Consider the following 25,295-nt stretch of genomic DNA (forward strand, 5'->3'; position numbering starts at 1 on the left):
GGGCCTGCCGTAGTGCCCGTGCAGACGGCTGGCGCAGCGGTGGCCGCTCCCGACGAGCCCATCGACCCGGGAACGCACGCTGCCCCAGGCGCGCCCGTCACCCCGGGAATGAATGCCGCTCCAGGCGAAGTCGTGGCCGCGGCAGGCCCGCCCGCTCCCGCAGATCCAGCCGCTCCCGCAGACCCGCCCGCTCCCGCAGACCCGGCCGCTCCCGCAGACCCGGCCGCTCCCGCAAACCCGGGCGCTCCCGCAGACCCGGGCGCTCCTGCAGGGGCGGGCGTTTCGGTCTGTGGGACCGCCCCCGCGGGCGCGGTGCCGCCCGACCCATTGGGCCCGTCCGGCGCGCTGGCACCGCCTGATCCACCCCCTCCGCCCGATCCGTTCACTCCGCCCGGTCCACCCACTCCGCCCGGCCCACCGGCTCCACCCGACTCGCCGGACCCACCGGATCCGCCGGTCCCACCCGGCCCGCCGGTCCCACCCGGCCCGCCGGTTCCACCCGGCCCGCCGGTTCCACCCGGCCCGCCGGTTCCGTCTCCCCCGCCGACCCCACCCGGCGTAGTTCCATCCGGCGCATTGGGGCCCGATGCGCCGGGTTCGTCCGGCTCACTACCCGGACCGCCCGCTCCCGAGCCGGGACTAGTCCCGTCCGGTCCTGTTGCAGGAGTAGTGGATTCGGGGCGGTTGCCCGTTTGGGCGGGGTCGAAGGGGGTGGTGGGTTGGGGGTAGGGGGTGTCGAGGGTGAGGCTCAGGGATGTGGTGAGGGTGCGGTATTGGTCGGTGATGAATTGGCTGGTGGCTGTGCAGGTTTGGGTGAATCTGTGGAGTTTGTGTTCTATGTCGGGTTTGAAGGTTTGGTGGAGCCAAGGGGTTTCGGGGGTGGTGGTTATGAGGGAGTCGATGGCTTCGGGGGATTTGCCGCCCAGGGCCAGGGTGGTTTCTCCGGTGGGGGTGCGTTCCAGGAGACCGAGGGTGTCGTCGGCTTTGGTGAGGATAGCTTGGCGGATCGGGGCGATGAGAGCGTCGAGGGTGGTGACGATCTTGGCGGCGGCGTCGAGGTCGTCGCGGGCGCGGCGCACGTGGGCGGCGGTGTGGTCGAGGGCCGCGGCGCCGCCCACTCCGGTCCAGATGGTCGAGAGGCTGTGGGCGACGGATTGTTGGGCGGCCCACTGCTGTTCGGCGGCGGAGAGGGACTCGGCGAGCGCCTTTCGGGTGGCATCGAGCTTGTCGAGGTCCAAGCCGCGTTGTTCGTCGTAGCGGGCCCGCAGTTCGGCGAGCGTCACCTCGGGCAGTGCGCCGAAGGCCTTCTCGTACAGCGGCAGGAAGTACTCCCAGTACTCCAGGCCCGGTGCGCCGTAATCCAGGATGTCGTCCACCGACTTCCCGGCCACATCGAAACTCACAGTCCCCCCTGCAATTTCGGATTACCCGCCGGTGCGCTCCGCCCGTTCCCTGTCGTTGCGCACGTATTCGGCCACGGCCAGATCGAAGGCGGCGGCGGTGGCCGCGGTGGCCGAACCCCAGTCCCGCAGCCAGCCCGCCAAACGCTCCAGGCCGCGATGCACGGCCAGCCCCTGCTCCGAATAGTCGCGCCCGGCTTCGTCATTGCCGATACCGAACAGATGGTCGTCGACGCGCCGCGCCTGCGTGCGCAGGACCACCGCGGAGTCGCGCAAGCTCCCCGCGGCTGCCCGCAGCGCGTCGATATCGACCGCGAACCCGTCAGGTCCGCTCCCCATGCGTCCCCCTTCCGTCACCCACCCAGGCGTCCCGAATCGGTGCGCACCCACTCGGTGGTGCCGTCGGGGTGGTGGCGGAACTCCCAGGCCGCGTAGTCGCCGCCCTGGTCGACCAGGGTCACATGATCGGCGTACCCATCGTCGTCGAGATCGGTCCACACGTGCATGGCGCGTTCGCCATTGGTGGTCACGGTGTCCAAACGACCGTCGCCGTCGATGTCCTGTACCGGATGGGCTAGTTCCACCGCACCGATGGCACTCAGCTCCGAGTGCGTGTCGAGGTTCGGCAGATCCAGTCCGGACAGATCACCAGATGTGACCATGTGCTCTCCTCCGCAGCGATGTGGCTACCATCCTCGCACCAGCGGAGGCCGAGCGTGACTCCTTACCGACGAGTTGTGGATGACTCGCGGGGTGTGGACAACTTCGGCGTGGCTACCACTGGGCGACGTGCGGGGCCTTGTTCTTGGGAATCACCAGCCAGAGCACCAGATACAGAATGAACTGCGGCCCGGGCAGCAGGCAGGACAGCACGAACAGCAGTCGAACGATATTGGCGCTCCAACCGAAGTACTCGGCGATACCGCCGCAGACTCCGGCGATCCACTTGTCACTGGTCGAGCGGGTGAGACGGCGGGAGGGGGTCGGTGTTGTCATACCTCCACTCTGCGCGCCGCGCGCGGCACGCGCATCGGTCCTCGGCCCGATTCCGACCCTGACTTTCCGATGCCCCCGGCTCAGGGTCCAACCCTGAACAGGGCAGACTTCCTCGAGTGAGCGCAACACTGCATGCCCGCGGACTGTCGGCCGGACACGGGGAACGAACCCTGTTCGAGGACCTCGACCTGGTGCTCGCCCCCGGCGATGTGATCGGCCTGGTCGGCGTGAACGGAGCCGGGAAATCCACCCTGCTGCGCATGCTCGCCGACCGCGACGCGGTCGAGGGCGAGATCGCGCTCAGCCCGCCCGACGCGAGCGTCGGCTACCTCGCGCAGGAGCCGGAACGCCTTGCCGGGGAGACGGTCATGGAATTCCTGGCGCGGCGCACCGGGGTCGCCGAGGCGCAGCGCGTCATGGATGCCGCCGCCGAGCGCCTCGGCGAAGGCGGTGACGACGACTACTCCCCCGCGCTGGAGCGCTGGCTGGCGCTCGGCGGCGCGGATCTGGAGCAGCGCGCGGCCGAGGTGGCGGCGGATCTCGGGCTCAGCGAGAGCCTGCCGCACGGCTTGGACACCCCCATGACGGTGCTCTCCGGCGGGCAGGCGGCCCGCGCCGGTCTGGCCTCGGTGTTGTTGTCGCGCTTCGACATTCTGCTGTTGGACGAGCCCACCAACGACCTCGACCTGGACGGCCTGGCCCGATTGGAGCAGTTCGTGACCGGTATCCGGGTGCCCCTTATGGTTATCAGCCACGACCGAGAGTTCTTGGCGCGCACCGTGAATCGGATCGTCGAACTGGATCTGGCACAGCAGCAGGTCGGTGTCTACGACGGCAGCTACGACTCCTACCTGGCCGAACGCGAGATAGCCCGCCGCCATGCCCGCGAGGCCTACGAGGAGTTCGCCGACACCAAGGCCGGACTCGAGGCCCGCGCCACCATGCAGCGCAATTGGATGGAACACGGCGTGCGCACCGCCCGCCGCAAGGCCAAGGATCCCCGAAAGGTGGACTCCGACAAGGCCGGTCGGAAAATGCGCGCCGAGGCCACCGAGAAGCAGGCGTCGAAGGTGAAACAGACGCTCAAGCGCATCGAGCGGCTGGACGCGGTGGAGGAGCCGCGCAAGGAGTGGGAGCTGCGCATGGCCATCGCCGCCGCGCCCCGCAGCGGAACGGTGGTGGCGACGCTGTCGAATGCGACGGTGACGCGCGGGGATTTCACGCTCGGGCCGATCACCACGCAGGTGGATTTCGGTGACCGCATCGTCTTGACGGGCGACAACGGCTCGGGCAAATCGACGCTGCTCGCGGTGCTGCTCGGAAAGACCCAGCCCGACAGCGGTTCCGCCGCCTTGGGCTCGGGCGTGGCCATCGGCGAGGTGGATCAGGCACGCGGATTGTTCCGGGGAACCGCCACGCTCGCCGATACTTTCAGCGCCCAGATCCCCGACTGGCCCGAGGCCGAGGTCCGAACGCTGCTCGCCAAGTTCGGCCTGCGCGGCCCACATGTACTGCGCCCCAACGACACCCTCTCCCCGGGCGAACGCACCCGCGCCGCCCTGGCCCTCCTGCAAGCCCGCGGCGTGAACCTGCTCGTCCTCGACGAACCCACCAACCACCTCGACCTGCCCGCCATCGAGCAGCTCGAGCAGGCCGTCGAATCCTTCGAGGGCACACTGCTTCTGGTTACCCACGACCGCCGCATGCTCGACAATGTGCGCGCCACCCGCCGCTGGCACATGGACAGCGGTCAGCTCACCGAAGCTCGGTAGCGACCCCGCCTCCGACCGCCGCGAGCGCCGAACCCGGTGTGTGCCCGGTGGATTCGGCCATGCTGCGGATCAGGTGGGCTTGGTCGGCGAAGCCCACCCGCACCGCGACCTCGGCAGCCGGGAAGAACGGCAGCAGCAGGCCCGCCTCCCGGACTCGATGCCAGCGCCGCAGCGTGGTGAGCGAGGTGCCCAGGGGCGCGGACAGCTGCCGCAGTCGGCGCGCCGACAGGCCGACGTGCCCGGCCAGTTCCTCCAGGCTCGCGCCCTGGTCCAGGATGGCGAGCGCGCGAATCAGCCGAGGATCCACCGGCGGCGGCTCGCCGATTTCCCGATTCACCGTGCGGCGCAGTCGATCCGGGTCGAGATCGTCGCCCAGCGCGGCGAACAGCCGCCGGACCTGGATGGCATCGAGGGCATGAACCCCGGGCGGCGCCGCCAGCCGATGCGGGTCGATCCACAGCGCGGTGAATCCGTTCGGATGCCGCATGGTGTGCGGCAGCCCGGGCGACACCAGCACCCCGCGCCCAGCGGTTTCGCGCCCCTGCTCGTCGGTGACGACCACCTCGCCGTCCCACGAGAGCGTGAGCTGCCAGGCCGGGTTGCGCGCGCCCGAGCCGAACGGCCCGGCGCTCTCCGCGTAGCAGGTGAACTCAGCGCCCACGGCCGCGAACACGGCATTGCCGTTTCGTTCAAGACGCCACGAGCGCGGCTGCTCGATCATTCCCTCATGCTGCCACTACCCCTGATGGAGGTCGATTCATGAGGCTGCCGAATACCGAATTCACATCCCGCCCCTGGCGCGCACACGAGATCACCGGTGATTTCGTGATCGAGGATGTGTGGGCGCTGCCGACTCCCGGCGGCCCCGACGATCTCGATCGCCTGGTGCGGCAACTCACCGACGGCGACGACTCGACCATGAGTGTCTCCAGCAATGTCGTGGTCGGCACGCTGTGGGCGCTCCGGCTGAAGATCGGAGCCCTGCTGCGCTGGGACACGCCGGACAAGGCCATCGGCCACCGGGTGGCGTCGCTGTGCGACCGCCTGCCGCAGGACCTGCGCGCGGTCCGCGGCCCGGATATGGAGGGTGCCCCCTTCACCTCGGTGTTCCTGACCCACGACGAATGGCTGGCGGAATTCGCCAACAGCACCGTGCACTGTCTCCTGCACCTCGGTTGGGTGGAGGACGGCCACGGCGGCTACCACGGACAGATGACCGCGCTGGTGAAACCGAGCGGCCTGTTCGGCAAGCTCTACATGGCCATGATCTCGCCGCTGCGCCAGCGGGTGGTGTACCCGCACTTCTTCCGAGAGATGGGAAAGACCTGGCGCGCAGGCGAACTCACCGACACGAGATGATCACCGCGGCGAGTGCCACGGGCGACTGACCGCCTCTTCCGGCACCTGTGCCCCGCTGCCGTCAGGCAGCGGGGCACGAGATTTCAGAGCTCTACACCGCCGCGACGAGTTTGGCCAGATCGTCGGCCAGGCGCTGCGCCTGGTCCGGATCGGTCGCCTCCACCATGACGCGCACCAGCTGCTCGGTTCCACTGGGCCGCAACAGGACTCGGCCGGTGTCACCGAGGAGCTTCTCGGCCTCGGCCACCGCCTCCTGGACCGACGGGGCCGCCGCGACCGCGGTCTTGTCGGAGACCTTGACGTTCACCAGCACCTGCGGGACCGTCTCGACCACCGAGGCGAGATCGGCCAGGGCGCGGCCGGTTTCGGCCATGCGGGCCATGAGCTTCAGGCCGGAGAGAATGCCGTCGCCGGTGGTGCCGAAGCGCGGGAGCACCACGTGGCCGGACTGTTCGCCGCCGAGGGTGTAGCCGCCGCGGCGCAGCTCCTCGAGCACATAGCGGTCGCCGACCGCCGTGGTGAGCACCGTGATACCGGCCGCGCGCAGTGCGATGTGCAGGCCGAGATTGCTCATCACCGTTGCGACGAGGGTGTTTTCGGCGAGTTCGCCGGTCTCGTTCATGGCCAGCGCCAGGACCGCCATGATGGCGTCGCCGTCCACCACCGCGCCGGTGGCGTCCACGGCGAGACAGCGGTCGGCATCGCCGTCCAGACCCAGGCCCAGATCGGCTCCGTGCTCGACGACGGCGGCCTGAAGTTTCTCCAAATGCGTTGAGCCGCAACGGTCGTTGATATTGAGGCCATCCGGTTCGGCGTGGATGGCGACGACCGTCGCGCCCGCCTCGCGGAAGGCCGCCGGACCCACCTCGGCGGCCGCGCCGTTCGCGCAGTCCAGCACCACGGTGAGTCCGCTCAGGTCGCGTCCGGTGGCCTCCACCAGATGCTCCACATAGCGTTCGTGGGTGCCTTCGAGGGTGTACCGGTCGTCGAAGTGCTGGCCGCCCAGTCCCGGTCGGCCGAGCACCCGGCCGATGGCCGCGCCGGTCGGGCGCACGAACGAACCCTCGGCGACGAGCGTCTCGATGCGGTTCTCCACGGCGTCGTCGAGCTTGTGACCGCCCGCGGCGAAAATCTTGATTCCGTTGTCCGGCATGGGATTGTGCGATGCCGAGATCATCACGCCCAGGCAGGCGTCGTACACGCCGGTCAGGTAGGCGACCGCCGGGGTCGGCAGTACGCCGACCGAAACCACGTCCACCCCAGCGGAAGTCAGGCCCGCGACCACCGCGGCCTCCAGCATCTCACCGCTCGCGCGCGGGTCGCGGCCAACCACCGCCAGCGCGCGCTTCTTGCCCCGGCTCAAAACCTGCGCAGCCGCCGCCGAAACCCGCAGTGCCAGTTCCGGACTCAGCGACTCGTTGGCGAGTCCGCGGACTCCATCGGTGCCGAACAAACGTCCCATAACCTCACCCCTGGTCGGTCGATAACGCACGAGAGCAGGCGCCCAGCGGCTTCGAAAACCGTTGCTGGGAGCCTGCTCTCGGACAGGTTGCCGCATAGACCGTACCGCGCCCCTCCCCCGAAGGGGTCGGGCGCGGCAGGGTCGTGCGGCGGGAAATCAGCGCTTCGAGTACTGAGGCGCCTTGCGGGCCTTCTTGAGGCCGTACTTCTTACGCTCGGTGGCACGCGGGTCACGAGTGAGGAAGCCAGCGCGCTTGAGCGCCGGACGATCATCGGGGGTGACCTCGATCAGCGCGCGGGCGATGGCGAGGCGCAGCGCGCCAGCCTGACCCGACGGGCCGCCGCCGACCAGGCGGGCGTAGATGTCGAAGCTCTCGGTGCGCTCGACGGTCACCAGCGGCGACTTCACCAGCTGCTGGTGCACCTTGTTCGGGAAGTAGTCCTCGATGGTACGGCCGTTGAGCACGAAGTTGCCGGAGCCCGGCACCAGGCGGACGCGGACGACGGCTTCCTTGCGGCGGCCGACGGTCTGCACCGGACGGTCGATCACGACCGGGGCGAAGGTCTCGGCGGTGTACTCGGCCTCGTAGCCGTCACCCTCCTCGACGACCTCGACGGTGGTGTCCTCGACGACGAAGTCGTCGTTGAATTCCTCAGGAGCGGTCACTGGGCCACCTGCTTGATCTCGAACGGAATGGGCTGCTGAGCGGCGTGCGGATGAGCCGGGCCAGCGTAGACCTTCAGCTTGCCGATCATGCGGTTGCCCAGCTTGTTCTTCGGGATCATGCCCTTGATCGCGCGCTCGACCAGACGGTCGGGGCGGGTCTCGAGCACCTGGCGGACAGACCGGGTCTTCAAACCGCCCGGGTGGCCCGAGTGGGTGTGGATGAAGGTGCGGTCGGCCTTGTTACCGGCAATGGAGATCTTGTCGGCATTGATGATGATGACGAAGTCGCCACCATCGACATTCGGTGCGTAGGTCGGCTTGTTCTTGCCACGCAGCAGATTCGCTGCCTGCACGGCAAGGCGGCCGAGCCGTACGTCAGTGGCGTCGATGACGTACCACTTGCGGGTCACGTCACCAGCCTTGGGGCTGTACGTAGGCACAGTGCTTCCCTGTCTGTCGTCGGTTTTGCCAGCCAGCGTGAACGGTCGAGTGATTCCCCGGCGGCCAGGCGGAGACCCGGGGACTCGTGGGACGCACCGGTTGCCCGGTGGTACCGCACGCCAACGGGCCACGATACCAGGGGCGGGCCGGACATCTGAAACCGGTCCGGGCCCGGGGTATGAGCGGCGCGATCAGGCTCGATATCGCCCGATCAGCTCAGATGTCGATTGTCGCGCGAACCAGGTTGTGGTCGGACAGGCCCGCCACGTCTTCTACCGTCGGATCGGAGACGGGAACGCCGCAGCCGACGACCAGGTCGATGTACTGGGATTTGGCACCCGACGTACGCGGGCGGGTCGGCGGGGAGCCCGGGGCGAAATTCGGGACCGTGAAGTCCGGGCCAAGGCCCGCCGCCACGTGGTCGCGGGCGATATTGAAGTCGCCGAGCAGGACCGTGCCCTTGAGGTCGGTGCCGAGTTCGGCCAGTCGGGCCAACTGTCCGCCGCGACGGTCGTCGCCGGTGACGTGGGTGGCGACGACGGTGATCCCGAAGGCTTGGGCCGCGAGCAGCCCTTTGCCCGGATCGCTGGCGAAGGATTCGGCGGCGGTCTGCTCGCTGGGGCCGTTCACCAGGAGGACGAGGTACTCGTCGCGGTCGGTCAACGCCGTCTCGATCCGGCGCGGGCGGGGTAGACGCGGATACCGCAGCGCGTGGACGGTGCGCTCCGGCAGCGCCGCCCGCAGCGAGACCAACTGGTCGCCACTGACTTCTTGCAGCGCGATGACCTGCTCGGTCAGCGCCGCCACCCGCGCCGTCACCGCCGCGATGCGCGCCTGCTCGTCCGGCCACCGCCGCGCGACGTCCTCGTACCAATTCTCGGCATGGACGCGATGCAGCACATTCCAGGTGGCGACCGTGATCATGATCGCGATGCTAGGCGCGGCACGCCAGGCCCGCGATGGGGATTGCGGCCGCCCCGGTCAAATCAGAATCGGCGGACCCGGGTCGATCCCGCGAGTCGGGCCCGGAATGGAGTAGCGCAACGTATCGATACCGAGTGGGCCGCATTCGATCTCGGTCGGGTCGCCGATATCGGCGATACCGGGCAGCGGGGCGAGGGATACCGACGGGATCACCGAGCAGGTGGACGCGAACCGAGCGGTCCGATCCACCGACGGCCAATCGCCGAAGGATTCGACCCGGGGGCCGCCGAAATCCGTTGCACCGAGGTCGAACTCGGCCGCTCCCGAATCGTCGGCGACGAGTGTCGAAACGGCTGATGGTTCCGAAGCTCCGGCTTCCCTCGTGAACGCCGCCTGAGCCGCATCGATCACGGTTGCGCTGGAATGGAACTCACCGTCACCGTCCCAAATTCGCTGGCTGCCATGGCCGGGCACGAATTCCGTCGCGCCGGTGAGCGACGTGTCGGAGGGGTTGTCCGCGGCACCCGAGGTGGCCGACACCGCGGCGACTTCCGTGGTGGCGCCGCGGGTCGACTCGTCGACGGGGCTCGTCAGCGCGGCCGGGTCCGCGGTGACGCCGGGCGCACCGGAAGCCTGCATGCCGACCGCGGCCAAGGCGACCGCGCTCAGCATGGTGGGGGCTCCGAAGCGCTTCGGCTTCATCAGCGCTTGCCCTTCATCTTGTTCCACAGGCCCTTGCGCTTGGACTCGCCCTCGCCGGAATCCTGATCGGAACGGTCGGCATCGGTGTCCCGCGACGGCGGGTACGGGGATGGCGAACCGGTGGGCGGCACCGGCCCAGCGTAGCCCGAACCGCCCTGACCTGCGGGATTTCCGGCAGACGAACCGCCCGGTCCGGACGCGTAACCGCCCGGCTGGCCCGCGGGACCGTAGCCGCCCTCGCCACCGTGCCCACCTTGGGCCGCGCCGTAGCCGCCACCGGGAGTGGGCCCACCTGGGCCGTAGCCGCCGACGACCCCCTGCGGTCCGGTGGAGTATCCGCTCCCACCCTGGCCGTAGGGCTGACCGGGGCTCTGCGGTGAATACGCGTGCGCGCCAGTCCCACTCGGGCCGTACTGTCCCACGCCACCTTGCCCGGCGGCACCTTGTCCGGAACCGCCCTGACTCGAATGTTCGTGTCCGGCAGGCGTATTCCCGGGGCCGTGCGGTCCGTAGCCCGAATACCCCTGGCCCCCAGCGCTCGCCGCGCCCTGCGGTGGACGGCCGACCACCGCTGTCGCCTGGTCATCGGCGGGCGTCCCGGGCGGCCGCGTGAATCTGCTGCCCATACCGGGCGCTCCGGCGGGCAAGTTCCGCGACGACTGCGAAGCGATCGGCACGTCCCCGGTGCCAGCACCCTGCCCGGCGGCCATGCCCTGCGCCGCGAGCGCCGCGATCTCCTCCTGGGAAATCCGACGGGTCTGCCCGGCGGGGTCGGTCGGCGAAGCCGGTGCGCCGGTGGCGGATTGACCCGCCGACTCCCCGCTCGGCGGTGAATCCATATGCCGCGGCGTCATTTCCGGCTGCTGCCGCAGCGGTTCGGGCTGCCGTTGCAGCGGCTGCATACTCGCCGGGGTCTGCGGCTGCGGCTGCCCCGACGACGGAATCTGCCGAGGCACCGGATCGACCGACCGCGCCGCGGCGGGTGGCACCTGACTACCGGGCGAGGAATGCCGCGGCCCGCCCTGTCGCGCCGCGTCGGCCTCCGCCCCCGCACCCGAAGCTTGTTGCGGCGCACCGGAGTACGACTGCGCCGCCCCCGACTGAGATGCCCCCGTAGCGGACGGCGGTTGCCCCGGCGCGGGAGAAGGTTGCCCCGCCCCGGCGTGCGCCTGCCCGGGTGCCGGAGGCGCTTGCCCCGGCTGCGGTCGACCCGCGTGCGGCGCGGGCGGCTGCCCAGCCCCCGGGTGCGGCTGTCCCGCGCCCGCGTAAGGCGCGTCCTCCGGATAGTTCTCGCTGTCGTTGACCAGCAGATGCGTCGCCCCCAGCACCATGGCGTGCATCGGGTGGTCCGCGACCTGGAGCCGGTGCCCCAGATGGTTCTGGAAGGCCAACCGCAACGCGTCGTTGAACGCCACATTGCCGGTGAGCAGGACCGTGGAGGTGTCCGCGCCGATGGTGCGGGCGGCGGCCATGACCTCGATGACCACATTGTCGGCGGCGCGGGCGTCGTGCAGGGCATCGGGGTGGATGCCCACGCCCATGGATTCGGTGGGCTCCTCGTCGTCGCCGTGGACGGCCACCACCAGGCAGCCGCGCCCGTCGGAGTAGACGCCGGTCGCGCCGACCGAGGGTTCGGCGCGGACCAGGCCGAGAGCGCGCACATAGCCGGAGAGCGCCACCGATTCGGGCAGTGGTTCGACCGCGACGCCGAGCTGCTCCACCAGCCGCGCGTACTCGTCGACCTTCTCGTCGGGCCAGTCGTCGGGGAACGGCAGCGCCACCACGTCGGGCGCACCGCCGAGATGTTTGCCGATGGCCGCCAGCGGATTGAACAGCCGCGCCCGGAACACCAGCTCCGCGGGCCAGGTCGCCCCGGCGATCACGATGCGCGGATGCCCGATGATGTCGCGCACATCCGAAATGGCGATACCTACGTCAGGACGCCGGTCGACTCCCGCGGTGTGCAGGCGACCGGACGAATCCGCCAGCAGATACGCGGGCGGTGTGTATGTGCTCTCCACCTGGACCGGGCGTATCGGTTTGCCGCCGCCACCGGCGGCGACCGTCACCACGTCCCAGCCGAGATGCACTGCCCCAACTCGAGCCGTCACAGCCACCAGTCTGCCTGTTCACCCGTCGAAACGCGCGCCGCGCCCGTCACGCGGCCGATTTCTTGAGCCGCAGCCGCGACCACGTGAGCAACGCCAGCACCAACGCCAGCACGAACAGCATGGCGATATCGAGCGACCAGATCGGCACTTCGTGCTTCCACAGCTCGTCGGGCTGGGCATTGGCGAAGATCTCGCGCACATTCACCGTCGATGCCCCGGCGGCATAACCCCAGCGCGACGGGAACAGCCACGAAACCTGGTCCAGCACAACGCGGTCGGTCACCGGGATCATGCCGCCCGCCATCACCAGCTGGAACATGATGGCGACCACCAGCAGCGGCATCACCTGTTCATTGGATTTGGCCAGCGAGGAGAGCAGCAGACCCAGCACCACGCAGGTCACGGCGGTCAGGGCGATGCCGACATACAGTTCGGCGCTGCCGTTGGAGATCACCACGCCGGGTCCGGGCCGCTTCTTGCCCGCCAGCACGATGGCCATCATGACGCCCGCCTGCAGCAGCGCGGCCACACTGAAGATCACGATCTTCGACATCAGGTACGCGCCCGACCGCAGCCCGACCGCGCGCTCGCGGAAGTAGATCGCCCGCTCGCCCACCAGATCACGCACGGTCAGCGTCGAGCCCATGAAGCACGCGCCGAGGATGAGCACCACCAGCAGCTGTTGGGCCTCCGCGCCGCCGGTGGCCTGGAAGGACCCGTCCGGCATCTGCACGAACCCGCCCTTCTGGAAGCCGTTGCTGCCCGGCACCACCAGGGACAGCCCGCCCAGCACGAACGGCAGGATCACCAGGAAGGCCAGATAGCCTCGGTCGGCGAGGATGAGCCGCAGCTGTCTGCGCGACAGCGTCGAGAACTGTTTGAAGGCACTGGATTTCGGCGGCCTGATCTTCTCCTGCTGCCGCACCGGCGGTGGTGGCGGCGCGAAGGCTTGGCGGGAGCGGAAATTCGCGAAGGCGCGGTCGGGATCGGCTGCGACCCTTGCGAAGATCTCCGCCCAGTCGCTGGTGCCGAGGAAGTCGCGCACACTGCCCGGGTGCCCGCAGAAGGCGGTCTTGCCGCCGGGCGCGAGCAGCAGCACCTGATCGCACATGTCCAGGCACGCCACCGAGTGCGTGACCACGATGACGGTGCGGCCCGCGTCGGCGAGTTCGCGCAGCATGGTCATGACCTGGCGGTCCAGCGCCGGGTCCAGACCCGAGGTGGGCTCGTCGAGAATCAGCAGCGACGGACCGGTGAGCAGTTCCATGGCCACCGAGGCGCGTTTGCGCTGACCGCCGGAGAGCCGGTCCACCCGGGTGTCCGCGTGCTGGGTGAGCGAAAGTTCGCCCAGCACACCGTCGATGACGCGTTGCCGGTCGGCCTTGGTGGTGTCGGGTGGCAGTCGCAGTTGGGCGGCGAAGCCCAGCGCCTGCTTGACGGTCAACTGCTTGTGCAGCACATCGTCCTGCGGCACCATGCCGATGCGGGAGCGCAGCGCCTCGTATTCGGCGTGCAGATTGCGCCCTTCGAAGGTGACCGCACCCGCCGAGGGCTGGGTACTACCGGCGATGAGCTTCGACAGCGTGGACTTGCCCGCGCCGGAGGGGCCGATGAGCGCGGTCAGCGACCCGCGCCCGGCCTGCATGTTCACATCGACGAGCAGTTCCTTGTTGCCCTCGACGGTGAATCCCACGCCGTGCACGTGCAGACCCTGCTCGGCGACCGGCCGCTGCCGGTGTTCGAGCGTGCCCTGCTTGACCACGAAGTCGACATTGCCGATGGTGACGATATCGCGTTCGCGCAGCAGCGCCCGCTCTTCGCGGCGGCCGTTGACGAACGTGCCGTTGGCCGAACCCAAGTCCTCGATGGCGAGACCCTCGGGGCGGCTGACGAGACGGGCGTGCCTGCGCGAGGCGAGCGGATCATTGACGACGATCTGATTGTCGGGCGTACGGCCGATGTGCAGTCCGGCGGCCGGAATTCGGTCGGCGCTCGCGATGGGCTGATCGGCGGAGCGGGCGCGCATGGGCGGCAGCGCCGAGATATCGGCCTTGGCCGTCATATTCATATTGACCGGAGCGCCCTGGTGCAGCGGCACTTCCGGCTGCGGCTGCGAGGGCGGCCGCACCTGGGGCTGCGGGGTCGACGGCGGCCGCACCTGCGGTTGGGCATTCGACGGCGGACGCGCGCTCGACGGCGGACGCTGCACGGGTTGCGGATGCGACGGCGGTCGCTGCACCGGCTGCGGATGCGAGGGTGGGCGCTGCGCGGGCGGCTGCTGTACCGGCGGCCGCTGTCCCTGCGGCTGCGGTCGCGGCGCGAAGCGTTCGGGCCGGGACGGCTGCGGGGCTCCCCCGACCCGCGGTGTGGGTGGCAGCAGATGCAGCAGCGGACCCGTGATGGCGTCGCCGAGGCGCACCTGGGTCGGCCGGTGGATGGGCAGCGGCATGGTCAGCCGCCGCGCATCCACGAAAACACCATTGGTACTGCCATTGTCGCTGAGCACCCAGGCCCCACCCTGGAAGCTCAGGGTCGCGTGCACGCGCGACACGAGTGGACTGTCGACGAATAGACTGACCTCGGGTGCCCGCCCCATGGTGATCTGTTGGTTGGCGTCGAAGACCCGTTCGGTTCCATCATGACGCACGGTGATCTGCTGCGCCCCCGGTGAAGACATGCTGCGGATACTATTCGATTGCCCGGACTTCGGCGGAGCCCCGACTGGCAACCGGTTCGTTCCCGGGCGGTGAACTGGTCGGTCTGCAGAGGGAGAGAATGTGTCGAGGCGCGGTGCTACCGGTCGATTTTTCGGGCCGGGTGGCCGGGCAGCGGCGGCACTCACCCTGGTCACGCTGATCGCCGTCCTGACCGCCGGATGCACCTTCACCGTGGACGGACGCGCGGTCTCGATCTACGACGACCCGTTCAAGGTCGCCGGATTGCCCACCACCAGCGGACCCAACGGACCGCGCCCCGGGGTGCCCGACACCACCATCACGGCCACCAATTCCGATGGCGGCGAAATCGATCGGCTCGCCCTCAATGCCATCGAGGACATCCAGACCTATTGGCGCGACGAGTATCCCAAGGAGTTCGGCGGCGAGTTCACGCCGCTGGACAAATTCATCTCCTGGAGTGCGCGCACCCCGCGCAAGGAGTCGGTGGAGTTCTGCGAGGAGACCACCTATCGGCTGGTCAATGCCGCCTACTGCCGCCTGGACAATTCCATCGGATGGGATCGCGCGGTGCTGCTGCCCACCGTGCAGCAGACCTTCGGGAAGATGTCGGTGGTGACGGTGCTGGCCCACGAGTACGGCCACGCCATCCAGACCATGGCCAAGCTCGTCGGCCGCAAGGATCCGACGATCGTGAAGGAGCAGCAGGCCGACTGCTTCGCTGGGGCGTTCCTGCGCCATGTGGCCGAAGGGAAGTCGAAGCATTTCACCATCAACACCTCCGACGGTTTGAATTCGGTGCTCGCCGCCACCGTGGCCATTCGCGACGACAATCCCGATGATCCGGACAGCGTGCACGGCTCGGCCTTCGAACGGGTGACGGCCGTGCAGATCGGATTCACCGACGGGGCCAAGGGCTGCAAGGGCATCAACGAGGACGAAATCGAAACCCGCCGTGGGAAATTGCCGCAGAGCTTCGGCGACGACGCCAGCTACGGGGAGTCCGAGGTGGGCGAGGCCAATCTCAGCGAGATGGCCAAGGCGATGGCCTCGATCATGCCGATTCCGGAAGAGCCCACCTACAGCTACGACAGCGCGAAGCTCAACTGCCGCAACGGAGCCGACACCGTACCGGTGACCTATTGCCCGGCCACCAACACCATCGGCACCGACCTGCCCGCACTCGTGGAGCGCGGCACGTCCAACGACGATGAGCAGGACGGACTTCCGGTGAAGGTGACCGGCGACTACAACGCCTACGTCGTGTTCATCTCGCGGTACGCCCTTGCGGTGCAACGGGATGCGGGGCAGGCGCTGACGGGGGCCAAGACCGGATTGCGCGCGGCCTGCCTGGCCGGGGTGATCACGGCGAAGCTGGCCGACCCCAGTACGCACAGCGAAGGCAGTATCACCATCTCGCCGGGCGATCTGGACGAGGCGGTCTCGGGTCTGCTCACCGACGGGCTGGCGGCCAGCGATACCGAGGGCAAGACGGTGCCGAGCGGGTTCTCGCGCGTGGACGCGTTCCGCGCGGGCGTGCTGGGCAGCCAGAACACCTGCGCCGCACGGTACAGCTAGCGAATCAGCCGAAGGGCGGCGGCGCGACGGGCTCGAAGCGCAACACCCGATTGCCGAGCATGACCTCCGCGCCCTGGGCGAGCATCATGGGCTGATTCGGTTGTAGCCGAATCCAATCCCGGTATCCGGGATTGCGCACCCTGGTCCCGTTGGTGGAGCCGCGGTCCACCACCGTGACATCCCAGTTCACCAAACGGATTTCGGCGTGCGCACGCGACATGCCGCCCGAGGCGTCCTCGATACGCAAGGGCACCAGGCCCGCTCGCGCCTGCTCGGACTGTTCGGGTTCGCGCCCGACCACCGCGTCGGCGGCCAACATGTAGGTCATGCCGTCGTCGAGCACCAGCATGCCCAGCGGCGGCCGGATCACCTGCGCCAGCGGCTGGGTCTGATCCACCGGCATCCCGCACACCGTGCAGAACGCCGAGCGCGGATCGCTGGGATGCGCACGCGCGCACTTGAATCCGAGCACCTTGACGATGAGCGCGGTCGATTTGGCGGTGGCGTCGAGGCGACGCTGCAGATCGGGATCGGGCTTCGGCGCGGGGTTGGTGCCACCCATTTCGGTGGGCGCGCGATGCGGATCGAATTCGCCGGTGGCGGGCGTGGAATCGGGATGCGCCGCACCCGATCCCGACCGTCCCCCGCGGAACCCAGGCGGTTCCGTTCGGGCTGCCGGTTGCTTCGGGCCGGATTCGGGCTGTCCCACAGGAGATTCCGGCTCCGCCGGACGGGTGTCGGGCTCCGCCGAACGATGCCGTCCCGGGCGATACCCCGGCTGTTCGGTTCGCGATTCGGCCCCCGCCGAGGAGTTTTCGGTGCGGGCGGGCCCACTCGTGCCGTCGAAGTCCAGCTCGGTCGGTAGTCGCGCCGAGGTCCGCGTGGGCGTGAGATCGGGGTCGTACACCTGCTCCGCGCGATCCACCACCGGATCGAAGGCGGCGGTCGGCGGCATACCGCCCTCGGGGTCCTCCGCCGCGCTGTGCCGTCCACCCGGCGCGGCCGCATTCGCCTGCGCCACAGCCGATTCGGCGACTCGCCCCGGCACGATCACCGGATCGCCGACGAACCACACGATCGCCCCGGCGGCCTGTGCGACACCGTCGATCAGCGAACCGATGCCGCGCTCCGGCAGTTCCGGCACGCGTCCCTTGCCGTCGTCGATGTACAGCGCCGCCGCGCGGGCCGGGTGTTCGGCGACTCGGTCCACGGTGAAAGCCGCGTCGCTGCCGCGGTACCGCTCGACCACCCGTCCGGCCAGCACCGCGGTCACCGCGCCGTGCAGGAAGATGGCTATCCCGCCGGTGTCGGCGGCCGACAGGATACCGAAATCCACGGATTCACCGGGTGAGATGCGGTCGGCTTCCTTCATGAGCCAGCGGGTGGCCTGGCGCGCGACCAGACGACCGGGGCCGTCGGGGGCCTGTTCGGAGGCCTCGGCCACCAATTCCGCCAGCGAGCGCGCCGCCACCATCGCGCGCGAATCCGGCGTGAGACTCCCCCGCTCGCGGTGCGCGACCACGATGACCGCACCCGCCGCCCGAATGACCACATGGGCGCCCGCGACGACCTCCACCTGCCGATCCATCAATGGAATCGGCCTCCGGTCGACGGACGGCGGGCGAGCTGCAACACATGCACCAGGTTACGTGGCGGCCCCGTGTTGCGTCCGGGCCCTCCATCGCGATGACATTCCGGACGATCAACGCGCTGCGGCGTCGGCGATCATCCGCTACCTTGATCGATCTCCGGGAGGAACGAGACCGCCATGGTTCGCAGTGCGCGCAAACCACTCTTCGCCGTGGGCCTTTCACTGACCGCCGCGCTCCTGGCCGCCTGCGGCAGCGTGAGCGGCACACCCGTCGCCGGGGAGATCGACGTCCGCGAACTGGAGGTCGGCACCTACCTCACGGACAAGTACACCTACAAGCTGACCACCGGTACCTCCGGGGCACTGCTGGAGGGCTTCCGCATGTCCGAGGCCGTCGCGCCGACGGTCGCGGTGGATCCGTCGCTGATCTTCGGTCGCGGCGGCCGCGCCACCGTGGATGCCGCCGACGCCACCGAGAGCGGGCTGGCCGCGGTCTCGGAACCGGTGCTGCTGCGCAACAATCTGCTCACCGCCTTCACCGCCAGCGGCTCCGACAAGATCGAACTGCCGGGTCAGCCCGATCCGGTCGGCGCCACCACCGTCACCACCATGCTGCTGCGCTTCGCCGACGCGAAGACCGCCAAGACCGCGGCGCGCGAATTGGAGGACGCGGACTTCGGGGTCGCCCCGGACCAGAACCGCAAACTCTCGCTGAGCCAGTACCCGGACGCCTACATCCACTGGCGACCGGGCATCGCCACCATCGGCGCGTTCCTGCCGCACGAGGAGTTCGTCGTCTCGCTGTTCATCGAGCGCCCCACCGCCGAGGAGAAGGACCTCCTGGAGTGGGTGCGCAAGAGCCTCGCGGCGCAGGTCCCGGTGCTGGACAAGTTCGAACCGACACCGCAGAGCGGATTCTCGAATCTGAAGGTCGACCCGGACGGACTGCTGGCGCGCGTGGCGGTGCGCGATCGCGACGAGTTCGCCCCCGATCCGCGCGAGTTCAATGTGTACGGCGCGACCAAGCTCGTGCACGATGCCAACAATCAGTCGAATGTGCGAAAGGCCGTGCAGGACAGCGGAGCCCAGGCCGCGGCACAAGCCGATACCGGTGCGGCCATCCGCACCCGCGACGAGGCCGGTGCCAAACTCCTGCTCGACGCCCTGGTGGCCGACGAGAGCGACCACTACGAAACCCTCACCGCCCCCAAGGATGTGCCGGGCGCGCGCTGTGTGCGGCTCAATGGACAGGGCGATCCCTCCAGCGAGTACAAGAACCGCTGCTACGTGAACTACAAGAGCTACGTCGGCGTGGTCTCGAGCGATGACGAAGCCGATGTGCGGCAGAAGATCGCGGCGCAGTACGCGCTGTTCGCCAACAGCCTCTGACCGAGTCCACCGGCGAATCGTTTGCCCGGCCCCAGGTCGGGACGGTCCAGTATGCTCCGGACTGCGTCCAGCCCCACCGAGTTGACCAGGAGTTCGAGAGTTATGGCGATGAGTCCGGGAACCATCGTCGGCGGCTACCGCATCGAACGGGTCCTCGGCTCCGGCGGAATGGGCACCGTCTACTTGGCCAAACATCCGCAGCTGCCGCGCATGGACGCGCTCAAGGTGCTCAGCGCCGACCTGTCGCGGGACGCGGAGTTCCGCGGCCGGTTCGAGCGCGAGGCCAATATCGTGGCGGGCCTGGACCATCCGAATATCGTCTCGGTGCACAATCGCGGCGAGGAGCACGGGCAACTGTGGATCGCCATGCAGTACGTGGAGGGCACCGACGCCTCCGCCGAGCAGAAGCGCGACCCGCACGCCATGACCCCGCTGCGCGCCCTGAGCATCATCACCCAGGTCGGCAAGGGCCTGGACTACGCGCACCGCAAGGGTCTGCTGCACCGCGACGTCAAACCCGCCAACTTCCTGCTCTCCACCGCCGTGGACGATGACGAGGAACGCGCGCTGCTGGCCGATTTCGGTGTCGCCAAGTCCACCGAGGACACCGTCGAGCTCACCCAGACCGGCAGCTTCGTGGCCACCATCGCCTACGCGCCCCCGGAGCAGCTGGCCGGACAGCCGCTCGACCACCGTGCTGATATCTACAGCCTGGCCTGCTCGTTCTTCAAACTGCTCACCGGCCAGAACCCTTATCCGGCAACCCAACCCGCGCTGGTCATGATGGGCCACCTGCACGAGCCGCCGCCGCGCGCCACGGCCGTGAACCCGCATCTGCCCGAGGCCGTCGACTACGTCTTCTACCGCGCGCTGGCCAAGAATCCGGCCGAGCGCTTCGGCACCTGCCGCGAATTCACCGACGCGATGGCCAATGCGCTGACCCCCGGCCACAATCCGGTGCGCACCAATACCTCTCCGACCTATCCCGTGCAGGTCGCCCCGCCCGGCATGCTGCGGCCGCGGCAGGACAGCGGCGCGCATATGGCCACCGCCGTCTCCGGGCCGCAGCGGGTGGCCAATGCCCCGGCCGCGCCGCCGAAGCGCCGCCGCGGCGTACTGCTCGCCTCGGGGGCGGGCGTCGTGGTGATAGCGTTGGCCGCGGGTATCGGCCTGTGGGCGGCCAAGGGCGAGGAGTCCCCGACCGGGAGCGCCGGTGGCGCGACGACTTCCGTCGCGGCGGTCGCGCCGAAGACCAAGGACGAGGCGCGGCAGCAGAATCCGGCGTTCCAGGGCAAGACCATCACCATGGTCGATGTCACCGACGCCAAGGATTTCAAGATCTATCTCGGCGGCACCGAGCAGACCAAGTTCCTCACCGATCTCGGTTTCGTCTACAACCTCGACTTCATCCGGCAGGGCGATGAGGCCTCACCGCGCGCGCCCAAGGAGTACGGGGAGCTCGATCCGCCCGAGAACTCCTACATCATCGCCGTCCGCAGTGACGAAAAGGCCGGTAACGGCGGACTTCTCGGGCTGCCCTATCAGCTCACCGGCTCCCGCGCCGTGGTGATTCCGCTCGACGATCCGGCGGCGGTCACCGCCGTGCGCGCGTGGACTCCCGACTCCGAGCAGACCCTGCTGGCCAAACTGGTGCCGGTACTGCAGGCGCGGGTCAAGTAGGGTATCCCCGACGCAGTAGCCGACGCGCGGATCGAAGGCGGGTCGGCACGATGGGAGGGGACCCCATGCACACATTCGGTAGGGCGGTGTGTGCCGCCGGTATCGCCGTGTCCGTAGCACTCACGGCCGCTTGCGGATCGGAATCCGGCGCCGCCGATACCCCCGCGACGCCCGCGGTGGATCTGGCCGCCCTCGACGTCGGCGGATTCACCACTCAACCCAAGCCCTACGGCAAGGTCAACAGTATCGAGCTGGCCAAACTCGTGGAGGCCGAGCGGATGGCGAACCATCTGCCATTGCCGCAGGAGATCATGCCCGAGGCGAAGTACGGGCCCTCGGCCATGGGCGGCGCGATCCGCCCGTTCATCGACTTCTCCTCGGCGGCGGTGCAGTCGCGGGCGAATGCCGACCCGGCCGCCATGCACGCCGCCGCACCGGGATTCGTCTCCGGCTTCGTGACCACCGGACGCTCCGACGCGGTCGCGAATCTCTCCTACGAGCTCGACAACCTGGTCATGATCTTCTCCGACGAGAAGTCGGCGTCCGATGCCGCCACCGCGCTCGGTCAGCTGGATCTCGCCGCCGTGCCGGAGAATCAGCCGGTGCAGCTGCCGGACTACCCGAATGCCGTCGCCTACACCACCGACCACCCGCTCTCCGGGCCCGGGCAGATCCGATCCTGGTACGCCACCGGCAAATTCGTCATCTTCAGCTACGTCTACGACTCCATCATGTCGGAGCTGAAGGAGGCCGATCAGGCCAAGCTCGTCGAACGGGTGCAGCGCAGTATCAGCACCATCTCCCCGCGCGTGGCGAAATTCCAGCCCACGCCCGTCGACCAGCTCATGAACCTGGACACCGATATGGACGGAGTGCTGGCCCGTGCGCTCTCCACCGTGGTGGACGACCAGTCGCAGCGCGGCATTCCGGGCGTGTACGACCGGCAGGGCGGCCTGCACATCTCCCCCGCCCCCGAGATCGACAAACCATTGTTCGAGGCGACCGGGGTCGATCGCGTGGCCTGGCGCGGCAATTGGGTGTACCGCACCCAAGATCCCGACGCCGCAGCGCGATTCGTGGAGGAGCGCAGCGAGACCACCCGCCGGATCACGCGCGTCGAATCGCCCAAGGGTCTGCCGAATGCCCAGTGCCGCAAGCTGCTCGGGGCGTCGAAGTACGAAATCGCCTACTACTGCTACGTGGCCTACGACCGCTATGCGGCGGAGGTGGCGGCGAATCAGCTCGCCGATGCCCAGCAGCGAATTTCCGCACAGTACGCACTGCTGGCCAACAGCAAGTGATCGGGGGGATGACCATGTTTTCACGAGGGATCCGTTTCGCGGCGCTGGCGGCGACGGCGCTCGCCCTGACCGCCTGCGCCGCCATCGACGGCACCGCCGCACCCGGCGAAATCGATGTGCGCACACTGGATGTCGGCAAGTACGCCACCGATCCGCTGGATCTGCGCTACACCTACCACCACGATATGTCCGGCGCGACGCAGCTGTCGATCATGCGCCTGGCCGGGCAGGTGGTGACCGGTCCGGATATCGATCCGAGCCTGAAATACGGCGCGGGGATGCTCGCCATCGGCAATGCCGAGAAGGCGACCAAGGCCCTCGCCGATGTGGCCCGGCCGGTGTTGGAGGCCAATCGCATGCTGTTCGGCTACGCGGTCACGGTCAGCGAATCCGCGCCGGACAAGGCCGGGAAGGTGGTGCCGGGGACGGGCAACGCGGCGCGGGTGGCGGTGATGCAGTTCCCGAGCCCGGAGGCCGCGGCCAAGGCGGCCGCCGAGATCGAGACGGCCGACTTCGATTTCGCGGCGGACCAGAATCAGCGCGTAGATCTGCCGAAATACGCTGACGCGCACAGCCATTGGCGTCCCGGGGTGGCCAGCCTCGGCTCGACCATGGCCCGTTCGAACTATGTGATCGATGTGCACGTGGGCACGAAGGAAGCCGATCTCACCGGGCTGACCGAGCTCGCGCAGAAGGTCTACGACGCCCAGGTTCCACTGCTCGACGCATTGCGACCGCTGAGCCGCGAGGACATGCTCCGGCTGCCGTACGACCCCGACGGCATGTTGCGGCGCACCCTCAATCCGGACGGCATCGGCACACCCGATGCCAGCGATCAGGCGGTCTACGGGGTGCGCGGTTATCTGCACAAGGCGACCGATCAGGAGTACTGGACCCAGCGGCTGTCCGAGGCGGGGGTGGACCGCTATTCGGTGACCCGGTCGATGAGCATCGCCTCGACGCTGCTGCGCGCGCGGGACGCGGCGGCGGCCGGGGATCTGGCCAAGGTCGTATTGGAGAAGTCCTATCCGGGGGCGGCGGACGCTCCGACCGCCATTCCGGGTGCCGTCTGCGGGGAGACCCAGGACAAGGCGAACTACAGCGCCAAGCGGTTCCGCTGCGCCGTGACGTATCAGCGGTACGTGGCCACGGTGGAGGGCGATCAGCTGGCCGACGCGCATCAGCGAGCGGCCGCTCAGTACGCGCTGCTGGCGAATAGCTGGTAGGTGACGACCCGGCCGTAAGTGCTGGTCGGTCGGGTTGGAGTGTGGGATACCTCTCCCGTGTGGCATGTCGCGCGGCGGACATCAGGGCTGGTCAGCCACCCCAGCCGTCGGTTAGGGTGCTGACAAATTGCTGAACAGGGGTGGAACCGCAGGGCAGTGACCCGCGTCCAAGACTGATAAGGGTCGTCCGCCCGCGAATCGAGAGGAGGCACCGTGGCAGGTGCATTCGAAGCCAGTAATGAGCTCATCCAGGCCAAGGCCCAGGAGTTCAAGAAGACCCACGAGATGCTCATGGGTCAGATCCAGCAGCTCAAGGCCGACGAGGATGCCATCACCACCGGCTCCAACTGGAAGGGTGGTGCGGCCGACGCCTTCAACGCGTTCATGGAGCGCTACTACTTCCAGGCCGACAAGCTCAACGACAAGTTGATGCAGACGGCCGAGAACCTCATCAAGGTCGGCTCGAACTACGAGGAGCACGACCGCGACTACGCCGCTCAGGTGAAGGCGCAGGTCTCCAGCCTCGACCTGCCCCCGGTGTAAAGAAACTCACACCCTCCCTTTTCGAACTCCTGAGCAAAGGACCTCGCTATGGCTGCCTCCATGGGCCAGATCATTTCCGCCCAGTTCGCGGGCGTGGAACAGAACGCGAACACCATCATCAAGCGGGCCGAGAACATTCGCGACCAGCTCGAGGCCTTCCACCGCGCGGTGGAGGAATTCGTCGCCAACAACTGGAAGGGTGACGCCAACGAGGCGTTCGCCGACCTCCAGCGCACCTGGCGCTCGCACACCGACCAGCTCAACGCCACCCTCGGCGGCGCGGCCACCCTGGTCCGCACCGGCAATGCCGAACTCCAGGCCAAGGACACCGCCCTCGCCGGACTGTTCTGAACGACGCTCGACCGATGCCCCGGCAGTGAGACTGCCGGGGCATCGTCGTGTCGGGGCGAAGCGAGGCAGCAGCGGTTTCATCCCAGGACCGCGGTCAGGTCGAGGTGGGTGAGCCGGTCGCGGTCGGACAGGATGTCGATGGTGGTGATGCGGGCGCCGACGACGGTGAAGCTCATGATCGAGAACGGGGCGCCGTCGATGGTGTTGACCAGTCCGGCGGCGCCGTTGACGACGGCCGGGTGCGTGGTGCACAGGGTGGCCATGCGCTGGAAGCTCGCCGCGTGCCCGCCGACGGCGGCGGCGCCGCGGAACACCCGCATCGCTTCGCCGGGGTCGACGCGCAGCACCACGTCGGGGTCGAGCAGTCGTAGGAGTTCGTCGAAATCGCCGCCGCGGGCCGCGGTGAGGAAGGCATCGACAATCCGGCGCTGCCGGGGCAGGTCCGGGTCGGGGCCGGGCGTCGCGCCCTGGACGCGGCGCCGGGCCTGACTGGCAAGTTTCTTCGCCGTCTGCGGGGTGCGGTCCACGATGGGCGCGATCTGCTCGTAGGGCATGGCGAACATGTCGTGCAGGACGAACGCGAGCCGCTCGGCGGGATTCAGCGATTCCAGCACGACCAGTAGCGCCATTCCGACCGAATCGGCCAGCAGCGCTTGCTGTTCCGGATCGGGTGCGGTCTCGCTGGTGATCACCGGATCCGGGAGGTGTTCGGGCTGCAGCGATTCCTCGTGGCGGTTCTTGCGGGCACGCAGCATGTCCAGGCAGACCCTGCCGACGACCGTGGTCAGCCAGCCGCCGAGATTGCCGACGTCGCCGGTGTCGGTGCGCGCCAGGCGCAGCCACGCCTCCTGCACCGCGTCATCGGCCTCGGTGAGCGAGCCGAGCATCCGGTAGCCGACCGACCGCAAATGGGTGCGGTGCTGTTCGAACTGCGTGGCCAGGAACTGCTCATCGTGCACGGGTCCTCCTCGATCTCATCCCGTACCGATGACGAATCGGCGACAGGAAATGTGACCCCGTACCCCCGATCTCGCTTCTACCAGCGGTTTCACCCTGCACGGTCACGTTTGGCGGCCGCCGTACGTCAATGCGGCAGAACACGATCCACGCGGGCCGAGACGCTCGATC

23 protein-coding genes are annotated in these 25,295 nt (G+C 68.7%); 9 read left to right on the forward strand and 14 right to left on the reverse strand.

All coding sequences use genetic code 11. The features are described from left to right. Positions 1 to 382: 382 nt before the first annotated feature. The 4 genes from ACIBH2_RS24780 to ACIBH2_RS24795 all read right to left on the reverse strand — a co-directional run bounded on the left by ACIBH2_RS24780 (position 383) and on the right by ACIBH2_RS24795 (position 2,396). Positions 383 to 568, reverse strand: coding sequence for a hypothetical protein (locus tag ACIBH2_RS24780; protein WP_397121504.1), 186 nt, complete (start codon positions 566 to 568; stop codon positions 383 to 385). A gap of 856 nt (positions 569 to 1,424) precedes the next feature. Beyond that, positions 1,425 to 1,739 (reverse strand): hypothetical protein, encoded by a 315-nt coding sequence (locus ACIBH2_RS24785; RefSeq protein WP_397121506.1) that lies wholly within the window; start codon positions 1,737 to 1,739, stop codon positions 1,425 to 1,427. A gap of 14 nt (positions 1,740 to 1,753) precedes the next feature. Next, entirely contained in the window at positions 1,754 to 2,062 is a 309-nt protein-coding gene (locus tag ACIBH2_RS24790) for a DUF6802 family protein (protein ID WP_397121508.1), read from the reverse strand. Between the two features lie 112 nt (positions 2,063 to 2,174). After that, a complete protein-coding gene (locus ACIBH2_RS24795) occupies positions 2,175 to 2,396 on the reverse strand; it encodes a PspC domain-containing protein (protein ID WP_397121510.1) in 222 nt (73 codons plus the stop codon). A gap of 116 nt (positions 2,397 to 2,512) precedes the next feature. Between ACIBH2_RS24795 and ACIBH2_RS24800 the strand changes: the two genes are divergently transcribed. Continuing rightward, positions 2,513 to 4,168 carry an ABC-F family ATP-binding cassette domain-containing protein gene (locus tag ACIBH2_RS24800; protein WP_397121512.1) on the forward strand — a complete coding sequence of 552 codons (1,656 nt, stop codon included), beginning with the start codon at positions 2,513 to 2,515 and terminating at the stop codon, positions 4,166 to 4,168. On the opposite strand, the gene ACIBH2_RS24805 is transcribed toward ACIBH2_RS24800, so the two are convergent. After that, a complete protein-coding gene (locus ACIBH2_RS24805) occupies positions 4,152 to 4,889 on the reverse strand; it encodes a helix-turn-helix domain-containing protein (RefSeq protein ID WP_397121514.1) in 738 nt (245 codons plus the stop codon). The two genes, ACIBH2_RS24800 and ACIBH2_RS24805, sit on opposite strands and share 17 nt — an antisense overlap. 38 nt (positions 4,890 to 4,927) lie before the next feature. On the opposite strand from ACIBH2_RS24805, the gene ACIBH2_RS24810 reads away from it, so the two are divergent. Next, positions 4,928 to 5,527 (forward strand): DUF2867 domain-containing protein, encoded by a 600-nt coding sequence (locus tag ACIBH2_RS24810; protein ID WP_397121516.1) that lies wholly within the window; start codon positions 4,928 to 4,930, stop codon positions 5,525 to 5,527. A 91-nt stretch (positions 5,528 to 5,618) separates the two neighbouring features. Here the strand turns inward: ACIBH2_RS24810 and glmM are convergent, their stop codons facing one another. The 7 genes from glmM to ACIBH2_RS24845 form a co-directional block, all read right to left on the reverse strand. Next, on the reverse strand, positions 5,619 to 6,989 hold the full coding sequence (glmM, locus tag ACIBH2_RS24815; protein ID WP_397121518.1) for a phosphoglucosamine mutase: 1,371 nt from the start codon (positions 6,987 to 6,989) through the stop codon (positions 5,619 to 5,621). A gap of 156 nt (positions 6,990 to 7,145) precedes the next feature. Next, positions 7,146 to 7,655: a 30S ribosomal protein S9 gene (rpsI, locus tag ACIBH2_RS24820; RefSeq protein WP_397121520.1), complete on the reverse strand. Its 510-nt coding sequence runs from the start codon at positions 7,653 to 7,655 to the stop codon at positions 7,146 to 7,148. Beyond that, positions 7,652 to 8,095: a 50S ribosomal protein L13 gene (gene rplM / locus ACIBH2_RS24825; protein WP_397121522.1), complete on the reverse strand. Its 444-nt coding sequence runs from the start codon at positions 8,093 to 8,095 to the stop codon at positions 7,652 to 7,654. The genes rpsI and rplM overlap by 4 nt, the downstream gene beginning before the upstream one ends. 217 nt (positions 8,096 to 8,312) lie before the next feature. Further along, positions 8,313 to 9,020 (reverse strand): endonuclease/exonuclease/phosphatase family protein, encoded by a 708-nt coding sequence (locus ACIBH2_RS24830; RefSeq protein WP_397121524.1) that lies wholly within the window; start codon positions 9,018 to 9,020, stop codon positions 8,313 to 8,315. Between the two features lie 57 nt (positions 9,021 to 9,077). After that, positions 9,078 to 9,722, reverse strand: coding sequence for a hypothetical protein (locus ACIBH2_RS24835; protein ID WP_397121526.1), 645 nt, complete (start codon positions 9,720 to 9,722; stop codon positions 9,078 to 9,080). Continuing rightward, the gene (locus tag ACIBH2_RS24840) at positions 9,722 to 11,833 is read right to left on the reverse strand and encodes a hypothetical protein (RefSeq protein WP_397121528.1); all 2,112 of its coding nucleotides are present in this window, start codon (positions 11,831 to 11,833) and stop codon (positions 9,722 to 9,724) included. Before ACIBH2_RS24840 ends, ACIBH2_RS24835 begins: the two co-directional genes overlap by 1 nt. 46 nt (positions 11,834 to 11,879) lie before the next feature. Next, a complete protein-coding gene (locus ACIBH2_RS24845) occupies positions 11,880 to 14,510 on the reverse strand; it encodes an FHA domain-containing protein (protein WP_397121530.1) in 2,631 nt (876 codons plus the stop codon). Positions 14,511 to 14,610: 100 nt separating this feature from the next. On the opposite strand from ACIBH2_RS24845, the gene ACIBH2_RS24850 reads away from it, so the two are divergent. Next, positions 14,611 to 16,086, forward strand: a complete 1,476-nt coding sequence (locus tag ACIBH2_RS24850; RefSeq protein ID WP_397121532.1) for a metallopeptidase — start codon at positions 14,611 to 14,613, stop codon at positions 16,084 to 16,086. A 4-nt stretch (positions 16,087 to 16,090) separates the two neighbouring features. Here the strand turns inward: ACIBH2_RS24850 and ACIBH2_RS24855 are convergent, their stop codons facing one another. After that, positions 16,091 to 17,674, reverse strand: coding sequence for an FHA domain-containing protein (locus ACIBH2_RS24855; protein WP_397121534.1), 1,584 nt, complete (start codon positions 17,672 to 17,674; stop codon positions 16,091 to 16,093). A gap of 180 nt (positions 17,675 to 17,854) precedes the next feature. Here ACIBH2_RS24855 and ACIBH2_RS24860 point away from each other — a divergent pair, with 180 nt between their 5' ends. The 6 genes from ACIBH2_RS24860 to ACIBH2_RS24885 all read left to right on the forward strand — a co-directional run bounded on the left by ACIBH2_RS24860 (position 17,855) and on the right by ACIBH2_RS24885 (position 24,167). After that, entirely contained in the window at positions 17,855 to 19,066 is a 1,212-nt protein-coding gene (locus tag ACIBH2_RS24860) for a hypothetical protein (RefSeq protein WP_397121536.1), read from the forward strand. A gap of 108 nt (positions 19,067 to 19,174) precedes the next feature. Next, the gene (locus ACIBH2_RS24865; RefSeq protein ID WP_397121538.1) at positions 19,175 to 20,746 is read left to right on the forward strand and encodes a protein kinase; all 1,572 of its coding nucleotides are present in this window, start codon (positions 19,175 to 19,177) and stop codon (positions 20,744 to 20,746) included. A gap of 107 nt (positions 20,747 to 20,853) precedes the next feature. After that, entirely contained in the window at positions 20,854 to 22,047 is a 1,194-nt protein-coding gene (locus ACIBH2_RS24870; RefSeq protein WP_397121540.1) for a hypothetical protein, read from the forward strand. 14 nt (positions 22,048 to 22,061) lie between these two features. Next, positions 22,062 to 23,273, forward strand: coding sequence for a hypothetical protein (locus ACIBH2_RS24875; RefSeq protein WP_397121542.1), 1,212 nt, complete (start codon positions 22,062 to 22,064; stop codon positions 23,271 to 23,273). Positions 23,274 to 23,486: 213 nt separating this feature from the next. Continuing rightward, positions 23,487 to 23,816, forward strand: a complete 330-nt coding sequence (locus ACIBH2_RS24880; RefSeq protein ID WP_397121544.1) for a WXG100 family type VII secretion target — start codon at positions 23,487 to 23,489, stop codon at positions 23,814 to 23,816. A 48-nt stretch (positions 23,817 to 23,864) separates the two neighbouring features. Continuing rightward, positions 23,865 to 24,167: a WXG100 family type VII secretion target gene (locus tag ACIBH2_RS24885; protein WP_397121546.1), complete on the forward strand. Its 303-nt coding sequence runs from the start codon at positions 23,865 to 23,867 to the stop codon at positions 24,165 to 24,167. Between the two features lie 77 nt (positions 24,168 to 24,244). Here the strand turns inward: ACIBH2_RS24885 and ACIBH2_RS24890 are convergent, their stop codons facing one another. Further along, positions 24,245 to 25,126 (reverse strand): sigma-70 family RNA polymerase sigma factor, encoded by an 882-nt coding sequence (locus ACIBH2_RS24890; RefSeq protein ID WP_397121548.1) that lies wholly within the window; start codon positions 25,124 to 25,126, stop codon positions 24,245 to 24,247. Positions 25,127 to 25,295: the final 169 nt, after the last annotated feature.

It is taken from the genome of Nocardia sp. NPDC050406 (assembly GCF_044459025.1).
Lineage (GTDB): Bacteria > Actinomycetota > Actinomycetes > Mycobacteriales > Mycobacteriaceae > Nocardia.